A 21,537-nucleotide genomic window follows, 5' to 3' on the forward strand; every position below is an offset into this window, starting at 1 on the left:
TGTTTTTCAGTTCCCCTTTGGGCCATCAGCGCACTATGATTCACACAGTCTCGCAATCGGCATGAGTCATGACCATGAACACCTCCGTGGAGTCGCCGGGTTTCTCAACTGAACCGGCTGAACGCCTGCTGCGCAGCACCATCCGCGCAATCCGTCCGACTGTGGCCTCCAACCCGGCTGCGATGATGCAGATCGCAGATAACGTGGTGACCGGCCTGCGCGGCGCTTTCCCTGCCATGACACCGGCCAAAACCACGGCGGAGGCGATGCAGGATGATAGCGCGCGCGAATTCTCCAAGCTGGGCCGCCTGAAGCTGGGGCAGTTCGTCACGCCCGAAAAGATTGCCGATATCCGCGCCTATCTGGCCAACTGCGAGGTCGAATACCAGGACGCTTCGCATAATCCGATCGGTGGCGGCCTGGCATCCGAGGCGCCAGATACCACCTATATCGGTTACCACAAGACCAGCGATGTGATTGCCTGCCCGCATCTGGTCGATATCGCCAACGATCCGCGCATCCTGGATGTCGTGCGTGCGCATCTGGGCTTTGAACCGATCATCGACACCTACATAGCCTGGCATTCCTATGCCGGACGGTCGATGCCCGGCAGTCCGCAGACCTTGCATCGCGACAAGGACTGCTTCCGTTTCTGCAAGCTGTTCCTGTATCTGAGCGATGTGGACGAGGATTCAGGTCCGCATGTCTTCCTGCCGAATTCGCACCGTCCCGACCGGTTTGAGCAGATTTACCGCGCCTCGACCAAGGACAACCATAATCCGCTGCAGTTCTTTGTCGGTGGCCAGCGCGGTCAGGCGCCCTATCTGGAAAAGGTGTTCACCGGACAGTTTGAACATTTCGTCGGCCCGGCCGGCTCGGCCTTCATGGTGAACACATACGGGCTGCACAAGGGCGAGGTGCCGAAGACGCGCAACCGCATGCTGTTCCAGGCACTTTATACGCTGCTGCCTTATGGCGACGTGATGGGATCGGCAACCGAGCGGCTGCCGGTGAAGGACCTGCCGATCACCACCGAGATCACGCCGCAGTTCATGTATCGCAACCAGCTCTATATGCGCTGATCGTCCGATCCGTCAGCGGACCGGACGATAGCGGATCACCGTGCCGGGCAGGTCCGGGCGGTGCGCCAGGAACTGCGGCAGTTCTTCATCGAGGATGATGCGCCCGGCTTTGGCCAACGCATGCAACTGTGGCACCAGCGACTGGTTGTAGCCCTTGCGGGCCGACGACTTGCGCATGCGGCGGTCGACTTCAACAGCAACGGGATCGGCGTTGGGAGGCAGGGGATACTGCCAGCCCACCGGCTCGATATGTAGCACCGAATCCAGGTTCGGCAGGCTGAGCAGGCGATCAAAGAAATCATCGGGCATGAAGGTGATCTGCTCGATGCTGTAGCTGGTGAAGACAAACAGCTTCTCGGCGGCACGCAGTTCGTCCAGCGTCGACTTGTAATAGTCGAAGGGCACCGATTTGAATTTCATCTGGGGCACCAGTGCCGCCAGCTTCTCGGCGCAGGCGCGGCCGGCGGCTGTGTATTCCAGTGCATGGAAGCGGATTTCGGGTGACAGGCCGGCGAGCCAGAGTGCGAACAGGTTGTTACCGCTGCCGCTGCCCAGTTCGGCGATGTCGGTGACGCCCTGCGGCAGGCACCGTTCGATCAGCCAGTTCTTCTGGGTGATGAATAGACGGTTTTCCAGATTACCGTCACAGACCGGGCTGGGCACGACCTGGCCGGCGACGCGATAACCGATTTCGCTCAGGGCAATGGCATTGTTGTCGGCCGGAGCACCGGATATCCGGCTGAGGATGCGGCCCAGGTCGCGCTCGCCACTAGCCAGCATGGCATCGATGGCCGACTGCGCGGCGCCCCAGTGGGATTCGTACGCGGCACCGGCATTGGTGCGACGGTCGTTGATCATGCTGCTGGTCTCCACGGATGCCGGTGCGGGTGCCGGCTTGGCCGCCGGTGTGATGGTCGGCGCGCTTTCCTCCGGCGGATTGGTCAGGAAATGCGTCAGGAAGGTCGACATGATGCTGTCTACCTTGGCGGGACGTACGTGCCGCCCATCGGGCTCGAAGGCATTCGGATCGGTCATGCACAGTTCGAAGGACGGGAAGTAATGGACATTCTTGAATTCACGGCAGATCTGCGCGGCCACGGTACGCAGGATCGACTTGCTTTCCATATTGGCGACCGCAATGTCCTGGTGATCGGTGAAGGTGCGCGACAGCGCCACCGGTGACACGGTCAGAACGATGTTGCGGTTGGGGAATTTCTCGAAATACAGCGAGCAGAGCCGGCGCATGTTGGCCAGGTTCTGATCGAAGTTGGAGGTGAAGAAGGTGGTTTCCCTCATGATCTCGGGGGAGCGCAGCTTGGGCGGCTCGCAGACGGCGCGGCCGTTGGAACGCTGCCAGATTTCGGTCAGGCCCATGGTCAGCACCAGCACATCGCTGGTCATGATGCCGTCGCGCAGCGCGCCTTCCATGATGCGGCGCATGGCCAGCAGGTCGTCGAGGCTGTCAGCGAACAGGCGCCGCTTGTAGGGCTCCTGGAAGATCGGGCGTTTTCCGGCCTCGGTCTTGGCGACGGCCGACCAGATGTCAGTATCCTCGTGCTGCCACAGGCCAAAGGCCTTTTCAAATTCCTGCAGCATCGAGAAGGTGGTGTAGAACTGGTAGTGCACGCGCTCGTCATAGACGCCCCAACTCGGCATTTCATGCGAGGCGGCGGAGACATGCTTTTTGAAGTCGCCGCTCAGGACCGGCAGGGTATCGAAATTCTTTTTCGCCAGGGCGAGACGGATTTCATTGGCGAAGCAGCTGCCCATAGTGAAGACGCGGTCGGTCGGGCCGATGAAACGGTTCTCTTCCACGCCAATCGCGCGCGTCTTGACGAAATCGTCCCAGGTCTTGTTCAGGCGTGACATGCTTCTGGTCCCGTGGATGCTGGCCCGTGATGCCGGATCAGCGCCCATCCTACCTCGCATGTAAAGGTTAATACTGCCTTTCGGCAGCAGGGCTGATCATCCTCAGGCGCTGCGCAGCAGCGGCGCCGGTTTGGCGGCCAGCGCCTGCCAGGCCCCGGCCAGACCCAGCAGCAAGGTGGCGGCCACACCGCCCAGGGCGGTGGCCGTGGCCACCCCCGGCGCGAAGTAGAAACTGGCATTCATCATCAGCGTCACCATGGCCCAGGCGGCGAGCCAGCCCAGTCCGAAGGCCAGGACCGCGCCGACCAGCCCCACGCTGCCATACTCAATCAGATGCGCAATGATGATGTCGCGTCGGGTCGCACCCAGCGCCTTCAGGATCGCGCCTTCCTTCAGGCGACGGCGATGCTCTGCCGCCAGTGCCCCGGCGAGCACGATAAGCCCGGCCAGCAGGGTCACGGCGGCCGCGCCGCGCACGGCGCTGCCCAGCTTCTGCACGATGGCATTCAGTTCGGTCAGCACATCCTTCATGCGCACCACCGAGATATTGGGGAAGCGCTGTGTCACTGCCTTGAACAGCGCCGTCTCGGCCGCCGGCTGCGCCTTCACGGTGGCCAGCAGGGTATGCGGCGCGCGTTCCAGCAGGCCGGGCGAAAACACCAGCACGAAGTTGATGCCAAACGAACTCCAGTCGAGCCGACGGATGCTGGCCAGTTCGGCTTCGATGTCGCGGCCCAGTACATTCACGGTCAGCTTGTCGCCGATGGTCATGCCTAGGCCCTGCGCGACTTTCTCTTCCATCGAGATCAGCGGCGGGCCGTCGTAATCCGCTGCCCACCACTTGCCCTGCAGCAGCGTCGAACCGGCCGGCAGTGCACGGGCATAGGTCAGGCCCCGATCGCCCTGCAGCACCCAGCGCTGTTCGGCCATCACCTCGACCTGTTCGGCCGGCACGCCCTTCACGCTGGCGATGCGGCCGCGCAGGTTGGGCACGGTTTCCAGATCGCGGGCGCCCGGAATGGAATTCACGGTGGCGCGGAACTCATCCATCTGGGCGGGCTGGATGTCGACAAAGAAGAAAGCCGGCGCTTCATCCGGCAGGCGGTCTTCCACCTGCGCATGCAGATTGCTCTCGACCAGCGCGATGGCGACGAGAAGCGTCAGCGACACGCCCAGCGACAGCAACAGCGCGGCGGTGGCAGCACCAGGGCGGTGCAGACTGGCCAGCGCCAGTTTCAGCCGCACGGCGCGCGGCGGCCGGATGCGCTTGGCCACGGCGGCCATGCCGGCGGCGATCAGGCGGAACAGCACGAAGGCGATGATGGCGCTGATCACAAACGACAGCGCGAAGCGGCGTTCATCGGTGCCCAGCACGGCCAGCGCGGCCAGGATGACGAACAGCGCCAGTGTGGCGGCGACATAGGCTGGACGCGGAAAGCGGCTGCCCGGCGAGACCAGGTCGCGATACAGTGCGGCCGGGCGGATATCGGCGGCGCGCGCCAGCGGCCAGATGGTGAAGGCCAGCGCTACCAGCAGGCCGTAAACGGCGGCCAGCGCCAGCGGCTGCCAGTACAGGCCCGGCACCAGAGGCAATGGCAGGATGTTGGCCAGCGCACCTGCGGCGAGGTTCGGAATGGCCGCGCCCGCGATCAGGCCGAGCGCGATGCCGAAAGCAGCCAGCAGCAATGTCTGCCACAGATAGACGCGGAAGATCAGGCCTGTTGTCGCGCCCAGCGATTTCAGCGTGGCGATGGTTGGCGTCTTGCCGTCCAGATGCGCATGCACGGCATTGGCGACACCCACGCCGCCGATCAGCAGCGCGGTGAGGCCGACCAGCACGAGGAACAGGGAGGCGCGATCCAGGAAGCGTCGCACGCCGGGGCTGCCTTCCTTCCAGTCGCGGATGCGCCAGCCGGAGGCGGCGTAGTCTTTCTGCGCGGCATCCTGCACCTGTGATGCGCTCAGCTCGGGGCGCAGCTGCACACGGTAATGCCAGTAGGCAAGCGTGCCCGGCTGCACCAGCTTGGTCGCGTCCAGTGCGTCCAGTCCGATCAGGATGCGCGGACCCAGCGTCAGGCCCTCGGTGGCGCGATCAGGTTCGCGCGCAATCACGGCGCGAATCTGGAATTCTTCCTCGCCGATGGTGATGCGGTCGCCCACTTCGGCGTCCAGCCGGATCAGCGCCTGCGGATCGACGGCCGCGCCGCGCAGGCCATTCTGCGCCGCCAGCAGGCTGTCCAGATTGCCCGGCTGTTCCAGGTCTATACGACCATAGAGCGGATAGGCGGCATCGGTGGCTTTCAGTTCCACCAGTGTGCGCTGGTCGCTGCGTAGGGCATGCGCCATGGCGCGCATCTGCGCGGTTTCGGAGATATTGCCCTGGCGCTGCAGGAAATCACGTTCCTCCGGCGTGGCGCCGCGATGGGCGAGGCGGAATTCAATGTCGCCGCCCAGCAGGCTGCGGCCGTCGCGCTCCAGTCCGGTGACGATGGAGGCCGACAGTGTGCCGATGCCGGCGATCACGGCGACGCCGAGGCTGAGGCAGGCGACGAACAGGCGGAAGCCGCGCAGGCCACCGCGCAGTTCACGAAGCGAAAAGCGCAGCGATAGCATCAGCTGGCGGCCAGCGTCTGGGATTTCGGAGCTTGCGGGCGCTGTTCGATGGTCTTGATGCGGCCGTCCTCGATGCGCACCACGCGATCGCACAGCGCAGCCAGCGTCTCGTCATGGGTGATCAGGATCAGCGTGGAGTTCAGCCTTGCCGCTTCGCCAAACATCAGGTCGATGATCGCATGACCGGTGTTGCCGTCGAGATTGCCGGTCGGTTCATCGGCCAGCAGCAGGGCAGGGCGGGGTGCCACCGCGCGCGCCAACGCCACGCGCTGCTGTTCACCGCCCGACAGCTGTGCCGGATAATGTGTCTCGCGATGACCGAGGCCCACCTGCTTCAAGGCGGCGCGTGCGCGATCGATGGCGTCAGTCACGCCGGCCAGCTCCAGCGGCACGGCGACATTCTCGATAGCCGTCATGGTGGGAATCAGGTGAAAGCTCTGGAACACGATGCCGACGCGGTTGCGGCGCCACAGTGCCAGCCGGTCTTCACTCAGGGCATTCAGATCGGCGTCGGCAACGGCAACGCTGCCCCCGCTCACGCGCTCCAGCCCGGCCAGCACTGCCAGCAGGGTGGATTTGCCCGAGCCCGACGGGCCAACGATGCCGATGCGTTCACCGGCCTGCACGGTCAGGTCGATGCCGCGCAGGATATTGACCGGCCCGGCCGTGCTGGCGAGAGTGAGGGTCACATCGCTCAGGCGAACGATGGCCTCGCGCTCGACGGCAGAGGGGGGCGCGCTAGGTGATGGCATCAGAAGTCCAATCTCGGCAAAAGGCGTGCGTGCAATGTTACAGGCAGAATATGGGGTCTACCGGCGCTGTCGCAACGCTGCCGGGCTGCTGGCGGTGATGCTGGTCACGCTGATGTCAGGCCAGGGCTGGGCGGCGCCGGCCCGTCTGCTGGTCTTTGGCGACAGCCTGGTGGCTGGCTACAGCCTGCCACCTGATGCTTCCTATCCGGCCCAGCTCGACCGGGCGCTGAAGGCGCGCGGCATCACCGATGTCACCGTGCTGAACGCCGGCGTTTCTGGCGATACCACGGCCGCCGCGTTGTCGCGGCTGGACTGGGCGCTGGCCGAAAAGCCCACACATGTGCTGGTCGAGCTGGGCGCCAACGACATGCTGCGCGGCCTGGCGCCGGAGCAGGCGCGAGCCAATCTGGAGGCGATCATCATCAAACTGAAACAGGCCAACCTGCCTGTTCTGCTGGCCGGCATGCTGGCCGCGCCCAATCTGGGGGCCGACTATGGCCGCCGCTTCAATGGCATCTTCCCCGAGCTGGCGCAGAAGCACGGCCTGCCGCTCTATCCGTTTTTCCTGGATGGCGTGGCTGGCGAGGCCAGCCTGAACCTGTCCGACGGCATCCACCCGACGCGGGAGGGCGTCGCACGCATTGTTGAGCGGACCATGCCCCATATTTTGCGGTTCCTGGGGCGCTGACCGCAATTCGTTGTTGAAAACGCCGAGTCCTGCCGACAATATGGGCTGCCGGCAAAACAGTCGGCCTGCTTCGTGTTTGCCGGGAGTTTTGTCATGGAGTTCCGTCGCTTAGGCCGCACCGACATCAAGGTGAGCCTGATTTGCCTGGGTACCATGACCTGGGGCGAGCAGAACACCGAAGCCGAGGCCCATGCCCAGCTCGATTACGCGCTGGAGCGCGGCATCAATTTCATCGATGCCGCCGAAATGTATCCTGTACCGCCCAAGGCGGAGACGCAGGGCCGCACCGAACGCTACATCGGTACCTGGCTGAAGGCGCGCAAGAACCGCGACAAGGTCGTGCTGGCCACCAAGGTGGCCGGCCGCGGCGGTGGGCCGCGCGGCGACTTCGACTGGCTGCGCGATGACAAGCAGCCGCCGAATCTTGGTCGCAAGCAGATTTTCGAAGCGGTCGACAAGAGCCTGCAGCGCCTGCAGACCGATTACATCGATCTCTACCAGACCCATTGGCCTGATCGTCTCACGGTCAATTTCGGCCGCGCCGAATATCCGTGGAACACCGAAGAGAGTATTGCCATCGCCGAGACGGTGGACGCGATGGGCGAGCTGGTGAAGGCCGGCAAGATTCGCATGATGGGCGTGTCGAACGAAACCGCCTGGGGCGTGATGCGCCATGTCGCAGTGGCCGATGGCAACAAGGCGCTGCCGCGCATCGTCTCGATCCAGAATCCCTATAATCTGCTGAACCGCTGGTACGAAGCCTCGCTGTCGGAAGTCACCCAGATGGAAGAGGTTGGCCTGCTGGCTTATTCGCCGCTCGCCATGGGCGTTCTCAGCGGCAAGTATCTGGGCGGCGCGCGTCCGCCGGGCAGCCGTCTGGCGCTGTTCACCCGTTTCACCCGCTACAGCAATCCGCAGGTCGATCGCGCCACCGAGCGCTATGTGGCGCTGGCCAGGCAGCATGGCATCGATCCGTCGCAGATGGCGCTGGCCTTCGTGAACAGCCGGCCCTTCGTCGCCAGCAACATCATCGGCGCCACCAGTCTCGAGCAGTTGAAGATCGATATCGACAGTGCAGGCGTTACGCTGTCCAAGGAAGTTCTGGATGGGATCGAGGCGATCCATCGCGATCAGCCGAACCCAGCCGCCTGAGTTGAAGCGTACCTGAGTGGCGTTATCTGAGTAGGGTTGTTTTCCGGGCCAGTGTGCCCGTCAGCGGAGGGCTTACCATGATGCGCCTGTTCGTTGCCTTACCTTTCCCCGACGAAGTTCGTCGGTCGCTGGCTGCCCTGTGCGCCGGCGTGCCCGGCGCGCGCTGGGCCAACCCCGATCAATTCCATCTCACGCTCCGCTTCATGGGTGAAGTCGATGGCCGCACCGCGCGCGCCGTCAGCGAGGAGCTGGGCAGCATCGTGGTGCCGAGCTTCGATCTCGAGCTTTTCGGCGTCGGCACCTTCGGCGACAAGCGCAAGGCCAATTCACTCTGGGCCGGCGTGCGCCCCAATCCGCTGCTGAACCGCCTGCAGGACAAGATCGACAATGCCGTGCTGCGCGCTGGCCTGCCGCCGGATCGTCGCAAGTTCATGCCGCATGTGACGCTGGCGCGGCTGAACAATGCGCCGTTCGACCGCCTCGGCGCCTTCCTGAGCCATCATGCGCTCTACGCGGCGCCGGTCTGCCATGTGAACCGTTTCGTGCTCTATTCCAGCTTCCTGTCGTCCTCGGGCGCCATCTACACGCCCGAGCAGGTGTACCGTGTCGACGGCGGCTATGCCGAAGACGAGCATGACGACTGGATGGCGGATGAGGCCGAACACTGGGAACGCCAGGAAGCTGCTGCATATGGCCACGGCGAGTAATTTCCCGCGTGCAACACCGCTTCCGTTCCATTGTCATCCTGACCGGCGCCGGCATCTCGGCTGAGTCCGGTCTGGGCACCTTCCGCGACAAGGACGGCCTGTGGACCAAGTATGATCTGCAGGAGGTGGCGACGCCGGAAGGCTTCGCGCGCAATCCCGTGCTGGTGCATGACTTCTACAATGCACGCCGCAAGAACCTGATCGAGGCCGTGCCCAATGCGGCGCATGCGGCGCTGGCCGAATTGGAACGGCAGTTCGATGGCGACTTTCTCCTGGTGACGCAGAATGTCGACGACCTGCACGAGCGGGCCGGCTCGCAGAAGCTCATGCATATGCATGGCGAGCTGCTGAAAATCCACTGCGAGGCCTGCGGCAACGTGCTGGCCTGGCGCGAAGACCTCGATCTCTCCACCACCTGTCCGGCCTGCGCCACCACCGGCCGGCTGCGGCCGCATGTGGTCTGGTTCGGCGAGATGCCGCTGCATATGGAGGAGATTTACGCGGCGCTCGAGGCCTGCGATCTTTTTATCTCCATCGGCACTTCGGGGCAGGTCTATCCTGCCGCCGGTTTCGTGGCCGAGGTGCGACGGTGGCGGCGCGCCCATACGGTGGAGCTGAATCTCGATCCCTCCGATGGCGCATCGCTGTTTGCCGAGAAAATTTTCGGCCCCGCGACCGAAATCGTGCCGGCCTATGTGGCACGACTGCTCACCGGTGCCTAAGCCTGAGATTGACGGTCTGTCCCGCAGGCCCCTCCAAGGCTGCAGGGATGAGAAAACCGAACCGAAAGCAGGGGTTGCCGAGCGTATCCGCCTCTGCGTAGGGTCTGTCTAAGCCGTCATGACTGTTCCCTCCGCCACTGATCCCGCATCACCCGCGCCATCGCTGCGCTGGTACGATGCCGCCTTCTCCGATCCCGTGGTGGAGCGCGAATTCCATCAGGCCGAGGCCGGCGCGACGCAAATCTATGCGCGCTACGCGCTCTGCCTGGCCGCGGTGCTGTTCGCCAGCTTCGGCGTTACCGACTGGCTCTTCGCCACCGAGACCGCGCTCTGGATGATGCTGATCCGCGCCGCCAGCATCGCCGTACTGCTGGCCGGCATGGCGGCCACCTACCGCCCGGCACTGCTCGCCTACAATCAGTGGATCATGCAGATCGGCGCGCTGGCCGTGGGTCTGGGCTTTGTCGGTGTCATCGCGCTGACGCCGCAGCCGCTGCTCACGCTCTATCTCGATTGCGTGATCCTGGTGATCGTCGGTGTATTCGTGGTGTTGCGCCTGGGCACGCTGCGCGCCGTGGTCGCCAACCTGATCATTATCGTCGTGCTCGATGCCGTCTATCTCTCTCAGAACCTTGGTGGTCCGCAGGAATTCGCTGTCTACCAGTTCATGATGTCGGCCGCCTTCGCCATCGGCCTGTTCAGCAATTATGTGGTCGAACGCCAGCGCCGCATCACCTATATCGGGCGTCGCGCCGCCGAGCACCAGGCCGAGAATCTGGCGCAGGCGCTGCGCCATCGCGCCGAGGCGCAGATGCGCGCCGAACAGGCAGCCCGCGTCAAAAGCGATTTCGTCGCCCATGTCAGCCATGAGCTGCGCACGCCGCTGAATGCCGTGATCGGTTTCGGCGAGGTGCTGGAGCGTGAGGTCTTCGGCCCGATCGGCCATCCCAAATACGCCGAATATGCCCGCGACATCCGCGAGAGCGGCCAGCATCTGCTGTCGCTGATCAACGACGTGCTCGATCTGTCCAAGATCGAGGCCGGCCGCATGGAGCTGCATCGCGAGATGCTGGCGCCGCATGAACTGGTTCGCGCCAGCCTGGTGCTGGTCTCCGGGCTGGCGCAGATGCGCGGCACGGCGGTGCGCTGCGAGGTCGACGAAAGCCTGCCGCTGGTACTGGGCGAGGCGCGTGCGATCAAGCAGATGCTGGTCAACCTGCTGTCCAATGCCCTGAAATTCACGCCCTCGGGTGGCGATGTGCGCCTGATTGTGGCGGCAGAGGTCGGCGCGGTGGTTTTCACCATCAGCGACAATGGCCCCGGCATGAGCCCGGAGCAGATGCAGGTGGCGCTGACGCCCTTTGGCCAGGTCAGCGGCATGGTGGCCCAGAACGAGCGCGGCACTGGCCTGGGTCTGGCGCTGGCCAACCGCCTGGCCGAACTGCATGGCGAACCATTGCTGATCGAATCCGCGCCCGCTCAGGGCACGCGTGTCAGCCTGCGCCTGCCGCGCGCCGATATATCGCCGACGGGGTCTTGAGTCTCAGGTCACGCTGTCTTCGATGCGGTGCATGTCCTCGTCGGACAGGCCGACATGATGGCCGATCTCGTGGATGAGCACATGCCGCACCACGTCGCGCAGCGCTTCGCCGGTCTCGCACCAGTAATCCAGCAAGGGTCGGCGATAGAGAAAGATCATCGCCGGCATGGTGCCGGTCTCGCCGCGATCCTCGGCCAGGATGCTGCCGCCGACATACAGTCCCAGCAGGTCGTAGGGCGTGTCGCAGTTCATCTCTGTCAGCGTCTCGTCATCGGGGAAATCCACCACCTGGATCGGCACGCCGTCGATATACTGGGCCAGCGCGAAGCGCAGGCGTTTCAGCTCGGTTTCGCCAATCACGGCGATGTCATCCAGGCTGGGGGCCAGGTTCGCGGCTTTGAGGTGTTGGCTGGCGGGGGCGGTCTCGGTCATGCGGCGGCCTTCTGCGGCGGATCGTCTCAAGCTGACGGGCGGCGGTTGAAGCGGGGCAGGGCGCGCGCTAGCTTGCGCCTGTCTCGTCGCGAGGAGGATGGCATGGCGATCCGCAAACTGGAAGGCGCCGCACGCAGCAGTGCGCTGCAGACGTTCGCCAGCTGGGCCCATGATTCCGGCCGCGACGCGATCAGCAAGACCTTCGTCTTTGCCGATTTCAACACCGCCTTCGGCTTCATGAGTCGCGTGGCGCTAATGGCCGAGAAGCTGGATCATCACCCCGAGTGGTTCAACGTCTATAATCGCGTCGAGATCACGCTGACCACCCATGACGCCAACGGCCTGAGCGAGCGCGATGTCGCGCTGGCCGGTTTCATCGAAGACGCCGCCGCCGCGCTCGGCGGCAAAGCCAAGTAGGAAACACCATCATGTCTGCTGCCACACGCGGCCTGCAACGCGGCATCCTGATCGTCGCGGTCATTGTGGTGGTCGGCTTTCTCACCTTCCTCGGTCTGCAGTGGTTCGGGCCGAAAGGCAGCGAAGACGGCGCCGGCAGCGGCCCGGTCGCCATCGGCGGCGCCTTCACGCTGACCGATCAGGACGGCAAGACCGTTTCCGACCGGGATTTCGCCGGCAAGCTGATGCTGGTGTATTTCGGCTTCACCAACTGCCCCGATATCTGCCCCACCGGCCTGCAGACCATCGCCATCGCCATGGACCAGCTGGGCGCGGCCGGCGCGCAGGTGCAGCCGATCCTGATCACCGTCGACCCCGAGCGCGATACGCCGCCGGTGATGAAGGAGTATGTGCAGGCCTTCCACGAGCGCATGATCGGCCTGACCGGCACCCCGGAGCAGATCGCCGCCGTGGCGCGGGCCTATCGCGTCTATTACCAGAAGGTGCAGCTCAAGGATTCGAGCCTTGGCTATTCGGTCGACCATTCGGGCTTTATCTACCTGATGGACGGCCAGGGGCGGTATCTGGCGCATTTCCGCCATGATGCAACGCCGGATCAAATGGCCCAGCGCATCAAGGCCAAGCTTTAACCATTACCAATCAGTAACTTGCCGGCAGTGCACGCATATGTTGCGATGCAAAATATATTTGTACGGCTACTGAGGAATCAGGATAAGCTGCGTTATGTCAGATATCAGCTGATCGGTTCGGCACCGGCTTTGGTGACGGTTCGATAACAGCTTTATCCGACGATTGTTGCGCGACGGCCCAGTTTACGCCGCGCTTTGGCATCAGGGTGGGACCTATGCTCTACCAGCTCTTCGAAATGCAACAGGCTGCCCTGCAGCCCTTCCGGGTTCTCGCCGAGGCGCAGACCAAGGCGCTGAAGCTGCCCTATCTGCCGATGAACTATTCGCCGGCGGCGCGCACATGGGCGGCCGGGTTGGAAGTCTTCACCAATATCACCCGCCGCTATCCCAAGCCGGAATTCGGCCTCGCCACCACGCTGGTGGATGGCAAGGAGCGCGCGGTGACCGAGGAATATGTCCTCGATCTGCCCTTCTGCCGCCTGAAGCATTTCGTGCGCGAAGGCTGCGAGGATCGCAACGATCCCAAACTGCTGATCGTGGCGCCGCTGTCGGGCCACTACGCCACGCTGCTGCGCGGCACGGTCGAGGCGATGCTGCCGCATCACGAGGTGTACATCACCGACTGGGTCGATGCCTGCGAAGTGCCGCTCAGCGACGGCAGCTTCGATCTCGACGATTATATCGACTACGTGCGTGAATTCTTCGCCACGCTGGGCCCGGGCAGCCATGTCATGGGTGTGTGCCAGCCATCCGTGCCGGTTCTGGCCGCGATTGCCCTGATGTCGGCCGAAAATGACGGCAACCTGCCGCGCTCGATGACGCTGATGGGGGGGCCGATCGACACCCGCATCAGTCCCACCACGCCGAACAACCTGGCGCAGGAACATTCCATCGAGTGGTTCGAGCACAGTGTGATCAACCGCGTGCCCTTCCCGCACGCGGGTTTCATGCGTCCAGTCTATCCGGGCTTCATCCAGCTCACCGGCTTCATGACCATGAACCTGGACCGCCATGTCGGCGCCCATGTCCGCCTGTTCCACCATCTGGTGAAGGGCGATGGCGACAGCGCCAAGGCGCATAACGACTTCTATGACGAATATCTGGCGGTCATGGACCTGCCGGCCGAATACTACCTGCAGACCGTGAAGGTGGTGTTCCAGGAGCACCAGCTGCCGCGCGGTGTGATGACCCATCGCGGCGTGCCGGTGGACTGCACCGCGATCAAGAAGACCGCGCTGCTGACCGTGGAAGGCGAGAAGGACGATATTTCCGGCGTCGGCCAGACCATGGCCGCGCATGATGTCTGCCCGAACATCCCGGCCACCAAGCGTGCGCATCATCTCCAGTCGGGGGTGGGCCATTACGGCGTGTTCAACGGCCGCCGCTGGCGCGAGGAAATCGCCCCGCGCGTGACCGCCTTCATCCGCCAGCATGACGGCAAGCCCGGTCAGAAATAAGGCCAGTCAGAAAAGCCGGCCGCAACCGCGCCTTTCTGAAAGCCCGGTTTCGGCGTAATCTGTCGTCATGTCCCGCGCACTTCCATTCTGGCGCCGCAAGCGCCTCGATCAGATGACCCAGTCCGAGTGGGAATCGCTCTGCGACGGCTGCGGCAAATGCTGCCTCTACCGGCTGGAAGATGAGGATACCGGCACGCTGGAACAGACCAACGTGGCCTGCAAGCTGCTCAACTGCGCCACGGGCCAGTGCAGCAACTATCCCAAGCGTAAGAAGATCGTGCCCGACTGCATCCAGCTCACGCCGGGCAAGGTGCAGAAGATGAACTGGCTGCCGGCCACCTGCGGCTATCGCCTGGTGGCGCAGGGCAAGGATCTGCCCTGGTGGCATCCGCTGAAAAGCGGCAGCCGCGAGACCGTGCATCAGGCCGGCGTGTCGGCCGCCGGACGCTGCATCTCGGAAAAGGATGCCGGCGAGCTGGAAGATCACATCGTTTATTGGCTCGACGACAAGGGTCCGCCGAAACCAAAGCGGCGCTGAACCAAACCAGACCCGGCAGCGTTTATAGGCCGAGGCAGGCTGCGCCTGTCTTGTCCCGCCCCAGCAATCTGCCGAAAATGGCAGCAAACCGGCGAGACCGTGCTTCATCAGCAAGGGAGTCGGTCATGTCGCGCCTTAATCTGGTTTTGACCCTGTCAGGCATGCTTGCCTGCACTACCCTTTATTCCCCATCCGGCCATGCCCAGTCGGACAATACCGAATGGGCCCGCCAGCAGGTGGAGGCCGAAACCCGTCGCAGTCAGGCCGAACGGGAGCAGGTGAGTGAGGATTTCATGCAACTGCAGCAGGATGTCGCCGAGCAGCAGGAAACCCGTCGTCGCATGGCGGCCGAGGAAGACCGTCGTCGCGGTCCTGATCGCGGCGCCGATGTCGACCCGCTGCGCGGGCGCGAAGATCCGCTGCGCGAGATCGAGGCCAAGCGCCAGCGCGTGGAGTCGGAGCGGTTCCAGTGATGAGGCCATGGCTGCTCTCTCTGGCTGTGTTGTGCGTCCTGGCAGCCGCGCCACTGGTCCTGGCCCAGCAACTGGTTCAGGCCGATCAGGCCGAGTGGAACCGCCAGCAGATGGAGCGTGAGAGCCGTCGCATGGAGCTAGAGCGCGAGCAGCGTTTCCAGGACGCCCAGCGCAGTCGGCAGGAGGATGCCGCGCGACAGGACCAGCAGCGGCAAATGAACATGAACGAGGACCAGCGCCGGCTCGACAGCCTGCAGCGGCGCCGGGCGAGCGAGGGCGCGAAGCGGGAAACCGAGACCCAGCGCCTGCAGCAAGACCAGCGTCGCCGGGCGCTGGACGCCGAACAGCGCCGCGACCGCCAGCAGCAGATGACCCGCACGCTGCAGAACTGACGTAACGATAAGCGGCAGGATCGTCGGCCCGACGCTGGCGCGGCCCCCGCCTTCCCCGTTAATCTCTCGCCAGGCCCCGCGGTTGTGGCGGGTGGGGGAGAATTCCATGCTCGATGCCGATCTCATTGCCCGGTTCCGGGCCATCAAGCTGCTGTCGGTCGATCTCGATGGCACGCTGACCGATGGCGGGCTTTATTATGCCGAGGACGGTTCGGAGCTGCGCAAATACCATGTCCAGGACGGTTTCGGCATGCTGTTGGTCAAGGATGCCGGCATTGAACTGGCGCTGATCACCCGCAGCGACACACCGGCCATCCAGAAGCGCATCGACCGCCTCAAAATCCGCTTCGGCCGCATGGGCATCCACGAAAAGCTGCCGGTGCTGAACGAAATCTGCAAGGAACTTGGCATCGGTCTGCACGAGGTCTGCCATGTGGCTGACGACGTGAACGACCTGGATGTGATGGGTGCCGTCGGCCTGCCGGTCGCGGTCGCCAATGCGCGCCCGCAGGTAAAGAAGGTTGCTGCCTATGTCACCGAGCTTGCCGGTGGCCATGGCGCCGTGCGCGAGGTCTGTGACCTGCTGCTCGAATACCGGGCCTGAGGGCCCACAGGATATTTCAATAGGGGGATACCAATGACTATCGATTTCAACGGCCGCGTGGCCATCGTCACCGGCGCGGGCGCCGGTCTGGGCCGCAGCCATGCATTGTTGCTGGCCTCGCGCGGCGCGAAGGTGGTGGTGAATGATCTGGGCGGCGCGCTGGACGGCACCGGCGGTTCGGCCAAGGCGGCCGATCAGGTGGTGGCCGAGATCACGGCTGCCGGCGGCGTCGCGGTGGCGAATTACGACAGCGTGTCGGAAGCCGATGCGGCCGCCAATATCGTGAAAACCGCAATGGATGCCTTCGGTCGTGTCGACATTCTGGTCAACAATGCCGGCATCCTGCGCGACAAGACCTTTGCCAAGATGGAACTGTCGGATTTCGAAACCGTCGTGAAGGTGCATTTCCTCGGTTCGGCCTATGTCAGCAAGGCGGTTTGGCCGGTGATGATGCAGCAGAATTACGGCCGCATCGTCATGACCTCGTCCAATGCCGGCATCTACGGCAATTTCGGCCAGTCGAATTACGGCGGTGCCAAATGCGCGGTCGTCGGCCTGATGAACGTGCTGAAGCAGGAAGGCGGAAAATACGGCATTCAGGTCAACACCATCGCGCCGGTGGCCGCCACCCGCATGACCGAAAGCTTGTTGCATCCGGCGATGCTCAAGCATCTCAAGCCCGACTATGTCAGCCAGGCTGTGGCCTGGCTCTGCGCGGAAGCCTGCAAGGCCAATGGTGACATCATCGCGGCGGGCGCGGGCTATTACGCCAAGATCCAGTTCATGGAATCCGAAGGCATGTTCTTCGGCGAGAATGCCAGCGTCAGCGTCGACGACATTGCGGCGAATTACGGCAAGATCACCGACATGAGCAAGCCGCGTGCCTTCGGCTCATCGATGGAAGAAGTCGCCCATATCGGCAAGCCCTTCGCCCCCAAGCAATAAGGGGCTAGGGCTGTGGCGGCAGGTGCTGCAGCACGGCGTTTGACAGTCGTTCGATGATTTCGGCCGGCCCGGCCGCATAGGTCTGGCCGGCGGCGGCCATGGCGCGTTGGCGCTTCTGGTCCTCGAACAGCGTCAGCACTTCGGCCGCCATTGCTTCCGCATCACCGACCTGCACCGCGCCGCCGGCTTGTATCAGGCCGACGCTGACCTCGACGAAATTGAACATATGTGGGCCCAGCAGCACGGCGCAGCCCAGGCGCGCCGGCTCCAGCGGATTGTGGCCGCCATGCGGGATCAGTGACCCGCCCATCACCACCAGCGGGCTGATGCGGAACCACAGGCCCAGTTCGCCCAGTGTGTCGGCGACATAGATATCGGTCTGCGCATCGGGCACTTCGCCGCGCGAGCGCAAACGGCTGATCAGGCCGGCCGATGCCATCTCGGCGGCGATCTCCACGCCGCGTTCGGGATGGCGCGGCACGATCAGCGTCAGCAGATCAGGATGCCGCCATTTCAGGCGGCGATGGATGTCGGCAACGATCTCTTCCTCGCCGGCATGGGTACTGGCGGCCAGCCACAGCGGCCGCAGGTCCAGTCGCCGGCGCCATTCCGCCAGGTCAGTGGCATTCACCGGCAAGGGCGGTGCTGCATGTTTCAGGTTGCCGGCCTCGATCACCTCGCCCACGCCGAGGCGGCGCAGACGTTCGGCGTCCTGCGCCGTCTGTGCATAGACGGCGGCAAAGCCCTGCAGCAGCCAGCGCGCCGTTTCCGGCATCGCGGCCCAGCGCCGGCAAGAGCGTTCCGACAGCCGCGCATTGATCAGCAGTGTGGGAATCTTGCGCTCGTGCAGCCCGTTCAGGATGCCGGGCCAGAAATCCGACTCGCTCCACAGCACCAGATCGGGCCGCCAGTGGTCGAGGAAACGATCGACGGCACCGGGCAGATCGACCGGCACATACTGATGCAGCACGCCGCTGACATTGCGTCGTTCGACCAGGGCGGCCGAGGTGACCGTGCCGGTGGTCAGCAGCAGCGTGACATCGGGGCGCAGTTCATGCAGATGCTGCAGCAGCGGCAGCAGGGCCTGGCTTTCGCCCACGCTGGCGCCGTGGCACCAGATCACTTGGCCGGCGGGTCGCGGTTTTCCGGCGTGGCCCTTGCGTTCGCCGATGCGGGCGCGGTCTTCCTTGCCGATGCGGGCGCGATGCTGCAGCCACAGGCCAACGGCCGGCGCGATCAGATGCCCGGTGCCGCGCCAGAGGGATCGCCGCCAGTCCATAGTCATGCACGCTGTGTAGCACGTCCCTGCCGTTAGGACAGCGCCCAGAGACCCTTGCGGCGCTGCCCGCGCACTGTCAGCCTGTGGCCATAAACGGGTTCAGGCGGGAGGAAAGATCATGGCCGTGCATGTCGAACGGAAGGGTGCCGTCACCACCGTCATCCTGGACCGGCCCGCGGCGCGCAACGCCGTCGATCGCCCCACCGCCGATGCACTGCGTCAGGCCTTCAAGGATTTCGATGCCGATGAAAACGCCAAGGTCGCCGTGCTCTGGGGCGCGGGCGGCACTTTCTGCGCCGGCGCCGATCTCAAGGCCGTGGCGGATGGCGACAAGCGCAACGATGTCTCGCCGGAATCGGAAGGCCCGATGGGACCGACGCGGCTGATGATGTCCAAGCCGGTGATCGCCGCTGTCTCAGGCTTCGCCGTCGCTGGCGGGCTGGAGCTCGCGCTGTGGTGCGACCTGCGCGTGGCCGAGGAAGGATCGACATTTGGTGTGTTCTGCCGGCGCTGGGGTGTGCCGCTGATCGACGGCGGCACGGTGCGGCTGCCGCGCCTGATCGGTCACAGTCGCGCGCTCGACATGATCCTCACGGGTCGTGCCGTGGACGCTCAGGAGGCCTTACAGATGGGCCTGGCCAACCGTGTGGTGCCGCAGGGCCAGGCGCGCGCGGCGGCGGAAGCGCTGGCCGAAGAGATCAGCCGCTTCCCGCAAGGGTGCATGCTGGCCGACCGCAGTTCGAGCTATCGCCAGTGGGACATGTCGCTGGATGCGGCGCTGCATGACGAGGCCGAGGGCGGCCTGCCGATCGTCGAGCAGGAGGCGATCAAGGGTGCGGCCCGTTTCAAGAGCGGGCTCGGCCGCCACGGCGACTTTTCGTCGATCTGACATCGTCGGGTAAAAGCCCCAGCATCTTTTTCATCACCGTGGGCAGCTGCGCCTCGCGCGGCGGCAGCCAGATGCCGTCCAGCTTGGCGGCGGCCTTCGCGGTGATGCGGCCGTGCAGGCCGGTGATCTTCAGCGTGAAATGCGTGAACACATGTTCGGCCGCGCGCTCGTCCAGCGGCTGCCAGGCCAATGCCGTCGGTGCATGGTCGAGCGCTTCGTCAGGCTTGGGCCAGGGCGTGTCGCGCCACGGCGTGCTCGGCACTTCCAGCATGCCACCCAGTAATCCGGTCGGCGGCCGGCGGCGCAGCAGCACCGCACCATCCTCGCGTTCCAGCAGGAAGGCCACCGCGTGGCGGACCGGGCGTTCGGCTTTCGGCGCCTTGCGCGGCAGTTCAGGCGCGATGCCGCTCTTATAGCCGGTGCAGATGGCCTGCAGCGGGCAGAGCAGGCAGTCGGGATTCTTCGGCGTGCAGACGGTGGCGCCGAGATCCATCATGGCCTGTGCGAAATCGCCGGGGCGTTGTTGCGGCGTCACCAGCGCGGTGAGTTTACGCAGCTCCGGCTTGGCCTGCGGCAGCGGCGTCTGCACGCTGTATACGCGCGCCAGCACGCGCTCGATGTTGCCGTCCATCACGGCGGCGGGACGGTTGAAGGCGATGGCGGCGATGGCGGCGGCGGTATAGGCGCCCACGCCGGGCAGTTCCAGCAGGCCCTCCTCGGTGTCGGGGAACTGGCCGCCGAGTTTTGCGCTCACCATTTGCGCGCATTTGTGGAGATTGCGGGCGCGTGCGTAATAGCCGAGTCCCGCCCAGGCTTCCATCACCTGCTCGACCGGTGCAGCGGCCAGATCCTGCACGCTGGGCCACAGGGTGAGGAACTTGGCGAAATAGGGCTTCACGGCAGGGACGGTGGTCTGCTGCAGCATGATCTCGCTGAGCCAGACGCGATAGGCCGGCATCGGCGGATGGCCGGGCGGGCTGCGCCAGGGCAGGCTGCGATGATGCCGGTCATACCAGGGCAACAGACGGGACGCGAGATCGGGCGCGGCATCGCGTTTCTTGGGCATGGCCGAACCATAGCATTGAGATTTGATAACTGTCACGGCATCGGGCCGATCCTGCCTTGCAAGAGACGGGGCGCATGCGTCATTTTTGGCCCCGGTTTCCAGCGGAGTTCATCATGCGTCATGCCTTTGTCGCCGTTGCCATCGCAGTCCTTGCCAGTCTTGGCGCGCAGGCGGCCGAACCCGCATCCCGCAATGACATCCTGATCGGCACCGTCACCGATCTTTCCGGTCCGGCATCGGCCTACGGTCATGCGGTGGTGAATGCGATGCGTTTGCGCTTCGACGCCGTGAATGCGGCTGGCGGCATCCGTGGCCGCAAGCTGCAGTTGATCGTGGAAGACCATCAGTTCCAGGTGCCGCGCGCCGTGCAGGCCGCCAACAAGCTGATCAAGCGCGACCGCGTGCATCTGTTCGTCGGCTCGCTCGGCACCGCGCAGGTGCAGGCGGTGTTGCCGCAGCTGCGCGAGGCCGGCCTGCTCAATCTCTTCCCCATGGCCGCCAGCCGCGAGCTGGTGCAGGCGCCTGATTCCGTCAGCTGGATTTCCGGCTCGCTCTATTACGACCAGATTCGCGCCGGCGTGAAATGGATGGTCGAGACGCAGGGCAAGCAGGCGGTCTGCGCGCTGGTGCAGAGCACCGATTACGGCGAGGAAGTGCAGCAGGCGCTGCGCGACCAGCTCGCCAAACACGGCCAGACGCTGAAGGCGGTGATCAGCCACCGTCCCGTCGATACCGATTTCACCGCCGCGATGACGCGCCTGCAGGCCACTGGCTGCGACCTCGTCGTGCTGGCCACCTTGCTGCGCGACACCATCCTGCCGATGACGACGGCAAAGACCATGGGCTGGAAGGTCGATTTCCTCGGACCGTCCACCACGCATGACTATCTGCTGGCCAATGCGCCGGGCGGCGCCACACAGGGGCTGTACAGCGTGTCGTCGATCGCGCTGCCTGACCGCGCCACGGCCTCGGCGGAGATCGTGGCCTGGATGGATGCCTACAAGGCGCGCTTCGGCCTGGAGCCCAATGCCGCCGCGATCTACGGCGCCACCATCGCCGATCTCGCCATCCTCACGCTGGACCGCACCGAAGGTGATACGACGGTGCCAAAGCTGAGCCGTGCGGTCGCCGGCATCCGGGGCTGGCGCGACCTGTTCGGCGGCACGCTGCAGGATTTCACCGATGGGGCGCGCCAGGGCACCCGGCAGGCCTATGTCTACCAGCTGCGTGGCGCGCGCTACGAAAAGCTGTCCGAGGCGCTCGGCTACTAATACAGGCGGCGGCGGCGTAG

22 protein-coding genes are annotated in these 21,537 nt (G+C 64.5%); 16 read left to right on the forward strand and 6 right to left on the reverse strand.

The window, feature by feature from the left end:
• The first annotated feature begins 74 nt into the window (after positions 1 to 74).
• Positions 75 to 1,082 carry a phytanoyl-CoA dioxygenase family protein gene (locus tag AC1RRE_RS05260; protein WP_492980048.1) on the forward strand — a complete coding sequence of 336 codons (1,008 nt, stop codon included), beginning with the start codon at positions 75 to 77 and terminating at the stop codon, positions 1,080 to 1,082.
• Positions 1,083 to 1,094: 12 nt separating this feature from the next.
• Here the strand turns inward: AC1RRE_RS05260 and AC1RRE_RS05265 are convergent, their stop codons facing one another.
• From AC1RRE_RS05265 to AC1RRE_RS05275, 3 genes are all read right to left on the reverse strand, one after another.
• Positions 1,095 to 2,951 carry a GSCFA domain-containing protein gene (locus tag AC1RRE_RS05265; protein ID WP_492980049.1) on the reverse strand — a complete coding sequence of 619 codons (1,857 nt, stop codon included), beginning with the start codon at positions 2,949 to 2,951 and terminating at the stop codon, positions 1,095 to 1,097.
• 102 nt (positions 2,952 to 3,053) lie between these two features.
• Complete coding sequence (locus tag AC1RRE_RS05270; RefSeq protein ID WP_492980050.1) at positions 3,054 to 5,564, reverse strand: ABC transporter permease; 2,511 nt, start codon at positions 5,562 to 5,564, stop codon at positions 3,054 to 3,056.
• The gene (locus tag AC1RRE_RS05275; protein ID WP_492980051.1) at positions 5,564 to 6,316 is read right to left on the reverse strand and encodes an ABC transporter ATP-binding protein; all 753 of its coding nucleotides are present in this window, start codon (positions 6,314 to 6,316) and stop codon (positions 5,564 to 5,566) included. The genes AC1RRE_RS05270 and AC1RRE_RS05275 overlap by 1 nt, the downstream gene beginning before the upstream one ends.
• A 34-nt stretch (positions 6,317 to 6,350) precedes the next feature.
• On the opposite strand from AC1RRE_RS05275, the gene AC1RRE_RS05280 reads away from it, so the two are divergent.
• The 5 genes from AC1RRE_RS05280 to AC1RRE_RS05300 all read left to right on the forward strand — a co-directional run bounded on the left by AC1RRE_RS05280 (position 6,351) and on the right by AC1RRE_RS05300 (position 11,125).
• Complete coding sequence (locus AC1RRE_RS05280; RefSeq protein WP_492980052.1) at positions 6,351 to 7,004, forward strand: arylesterase; 654 nt, start codon at positions 6,351 to 6,353, stop codon at positions 7,002 to 7,004.
• A gap of 93 nt (positions 7,005 to 7,097) precedes the next feature.
• Complete coding sequence (locus AC1RRE_RS05285; RefSeq protein WP_492980053.1) at positions 7,098 to 8,156, forward strand: NADP(H)-dependent aldo-keto reductase; 1,059 nt, start codon at positions 7,098 to 7,100, stop codon at positions 8,154 to 8,156.
• Positions 8,157 to 8,233: 77 nt separating this feature from the next.
• A complete protein-coding gene (gene thpR, locus AC1RRE_RS05290) occupies positions 8,234 to 8,863 on the forward strand; it encodes an RNA 2',3'-cyclic phosphodiesterase (RefSeq protein ID WP_492980054.1) in 630 nt (209 codons plus the stop codon).
• Positions 8,864 to 8,871: 8 nt separating this feature from the next.
• A complete protein-coding gene (cobB, locus tag AC1RRE_RS05295) occupies positions 8,872 to 9,585 on the forward strand; it encodes a Sir2 family NAD+-dependent deacetylase (protein ID WP_492980055.1) in 714 nt (237 codons plus the stop codon).
• A 118-nt stretch (positions 9,586 to 9,703) separates the two neighbouring features.
• Positions 9,704 to 11,125, forward strand: coding sequence for a sensor histidine kinase (locus tag AC1RRE_RS05300; protein ID WP_492980056.1), 1,422 nt, complete (start codon positions 9,704 to 9,706; stop codon positions 11,123 to 11,125).
• A gap of 3 nt (positions 11,126 to 11,128) precedes the next feature.
• Here AC1RRE_RS05300 and AC1RRE_RS05305 read toward each other — a convergent pair whose 3' ends face one another.
• On the reverse strand, positions 11,129 to 11,557 hold the full coding sequence (locus AC1RRE_RS05305) for a metallopeptidase family protein (RefSeq protein WP_492980057.1): 429 nt from the start codon (positions 11,555 to 11,557) through the stop codon (positions 11,129 to 11,131).
• Between AC1RRE_RS05305 and AC1RRE_RS05310 the strand changes: the two genes are divergently transcribed.
• From AC1RRE_RS05310 to AC1RRE_RS05345, 8 genes are all read left to right on the forward strand, one after another.
• Positions 11,528 to 11,974: a 4a-hydroxytetrahydrobiopterin dehydratase gene (locus AC1RRE_RS05310; protein ID WP_492980058.1), complete on the forward strand. Its 447-nt coding sequence runs from the start codon at positions 11,528 to 11,530 to the stop codon at positions 11,972 to 11,974. The genes AC1RRE_RS05305 and AC1RRE_RS05310 overlap by 30 nt on opposite strands.
• A gap of 11 nt (positions 11,975 to 11,985) precedes the next feature.
• Positions 11,986 to 12,603 carry an SCO family protein gene (locus tag AC1RRE_RS05315; protein ID WP_492980059.1) on the forward strand — a complete coding sequence of 206 codons (618 nt, stop codon included), beginning with the start codon at positions 11,986 to 11,988 and terminating at the stop codon, positions 12,601 to 12,603.
• Between the two features lie 215 nt (positions 12,604 to 12,818).
• On the forward strand, positions 12,819 to 14,060 hold the full coding sequence (locus AC1RRE_RS05320) for a polyhydroxyalkanoate depolymerase (RefSeq protein WP_492980060.1): 1,242 nt from the start codon (positions 12,819 to 12,821) through the stop codon (positions 14,058 to 14,060).
• A 67-nt stretch (positions 14,061 to 14,127) separates the two neighbouring features.
• Positions 14,128 to 14,598 (forward strand): YcgN family cysteine cluster protein, encoded by a 471-nt coding sequence (locus tag AC1RRE_RS05325; RefSeq protein ID WP_492980061.1) that lies wholly within the window; start codon positions 14,128 to 14,130, stop codon positions 14,596 to 14,598.
• Positions 14,599 to 14,723: 125 nt separating this feature from the next.
• Complete coding sequence (locus AC1RRE_RS05330; protein ID WP_492980062.1) at positions 14,724 to 15,071, forward strand: hypothetical protein; 348 nt, start codon at positions 14,724 to 14,726, stop codon at positions 15,069 to 15,071.
• Complete coding sequence (locus AC1RRE_RS05335) at positions 15,071 to 15,463, forward strand: hypothetical protein (RefSeq protein ID WP_492980063.1); 393 nt, start codon at positions 15,071 to 15,073, stop codon at positions 15,461 to 15,463. Before AC1RRE_RS05330 ends, AC1RRE_RS05335 begins: the two co-directional genes overlap by 1 nt.
• Before the next feature lie 106 nt (positions 15,464 to 15,569).
• The gene (locus AC1RRE_RS05340) at positions 15,570 to 16,067 is read left to right on the forward strand and encodes a KdsC family phosphatase (protein WP_492980064.1); all 498 of its coding nucleotides are present in this window, start codon (positions 15,570 to 15,572) and stop codon (positions 16,065 to 16,067) included.
• 33 nt (positions 16,068 to 16,100) lie between these two features.
• Positions 16,101 to 17,012 (forward strand): SDR family oxidoreductase, encoded by a 912-nt coding sequence (locus AC1RRE_RS05345; RefSeq protein ID WP_492980065.1) that lies wholly within the window; start codon positions 16,101 to 16,103, stop codon positions 17,010 to 17,012.
• Positions 17,013 to 17,016: 4 nt separating this feature from the next.
• Here AC1RRE_RS05345 and AC1RRE_RS05350 read toward each other — a convergent pair whose 3' ends face one another.
• Positions 17,017 to 18,297 (reverse strand): 3-deoxy-D-manno-octulosonic acid transferase, encoded by a 1,281-nt coding sequence (locus AC1RRE_RS05350; protein WP_492980066.1) that lies wholly within the window; start codon positions 18,295 to 18,297, stop codon positions 17,017 to 17,019.
• Between the two features lie 112 nt (positions 18,298 to 18,409).
• Here AC1RRE_RS05350 and AC1RRE_RS05355 point away from each other — a divergent pair, with 112 nt between their 5' ends.
• Entirely contained in the window at positions 18,410 to 19,180 is a 771-nt protein-coding gene (locus AC1RRE_RS05355) for a crotonase/enoyl-CoA hydratase family protein (protein ID WP_492980067.1), read from the forward strand.
• On the opposite strand, the gene mutY is transcribed toward AC1RRE_RS05355, so the two are convergent.
• Positions 19,137 to 20,246 (reverse strand): A/G-specific adenine glycosylase, encoded by a 1,110-nt coding sequence (mutY, locus tag AC1RRE_RS05360; protein ID WP_492980068.1) that lies wholly within the window; start codon positions 20,244 to 20,246, stop codon positions 19,137 to 19,139. The two genes, AC1RRE_RS05355 and mutY, sit on opposite strands and share 44 nt — an antisense overlap.
• 113 nt (positions 20,247 to 20,359) lie before the next feature.
• Between mutY and AC1RRE_RS05365 the strand changes: the two genes are divergently transcribed.
• Positions 20,360 to 21,517: an ABC transporter substrate-binding protein gene (locus tag AC1RRE_RS05365; protein WP_492980069.1), complete on the forward strand. Its 1,158-nt coding sequence runs from the start codon at positions 20,360 to 20,362 to the stop codon at positions 21,515 to 21,517.
• Positions 21,518 to 21,537: the final 20 nt, after the last annotated feature.

It is taken from the genome of Ferrovibrio sp. GW821-FHT12D07, from assembly GCF_058807275.1.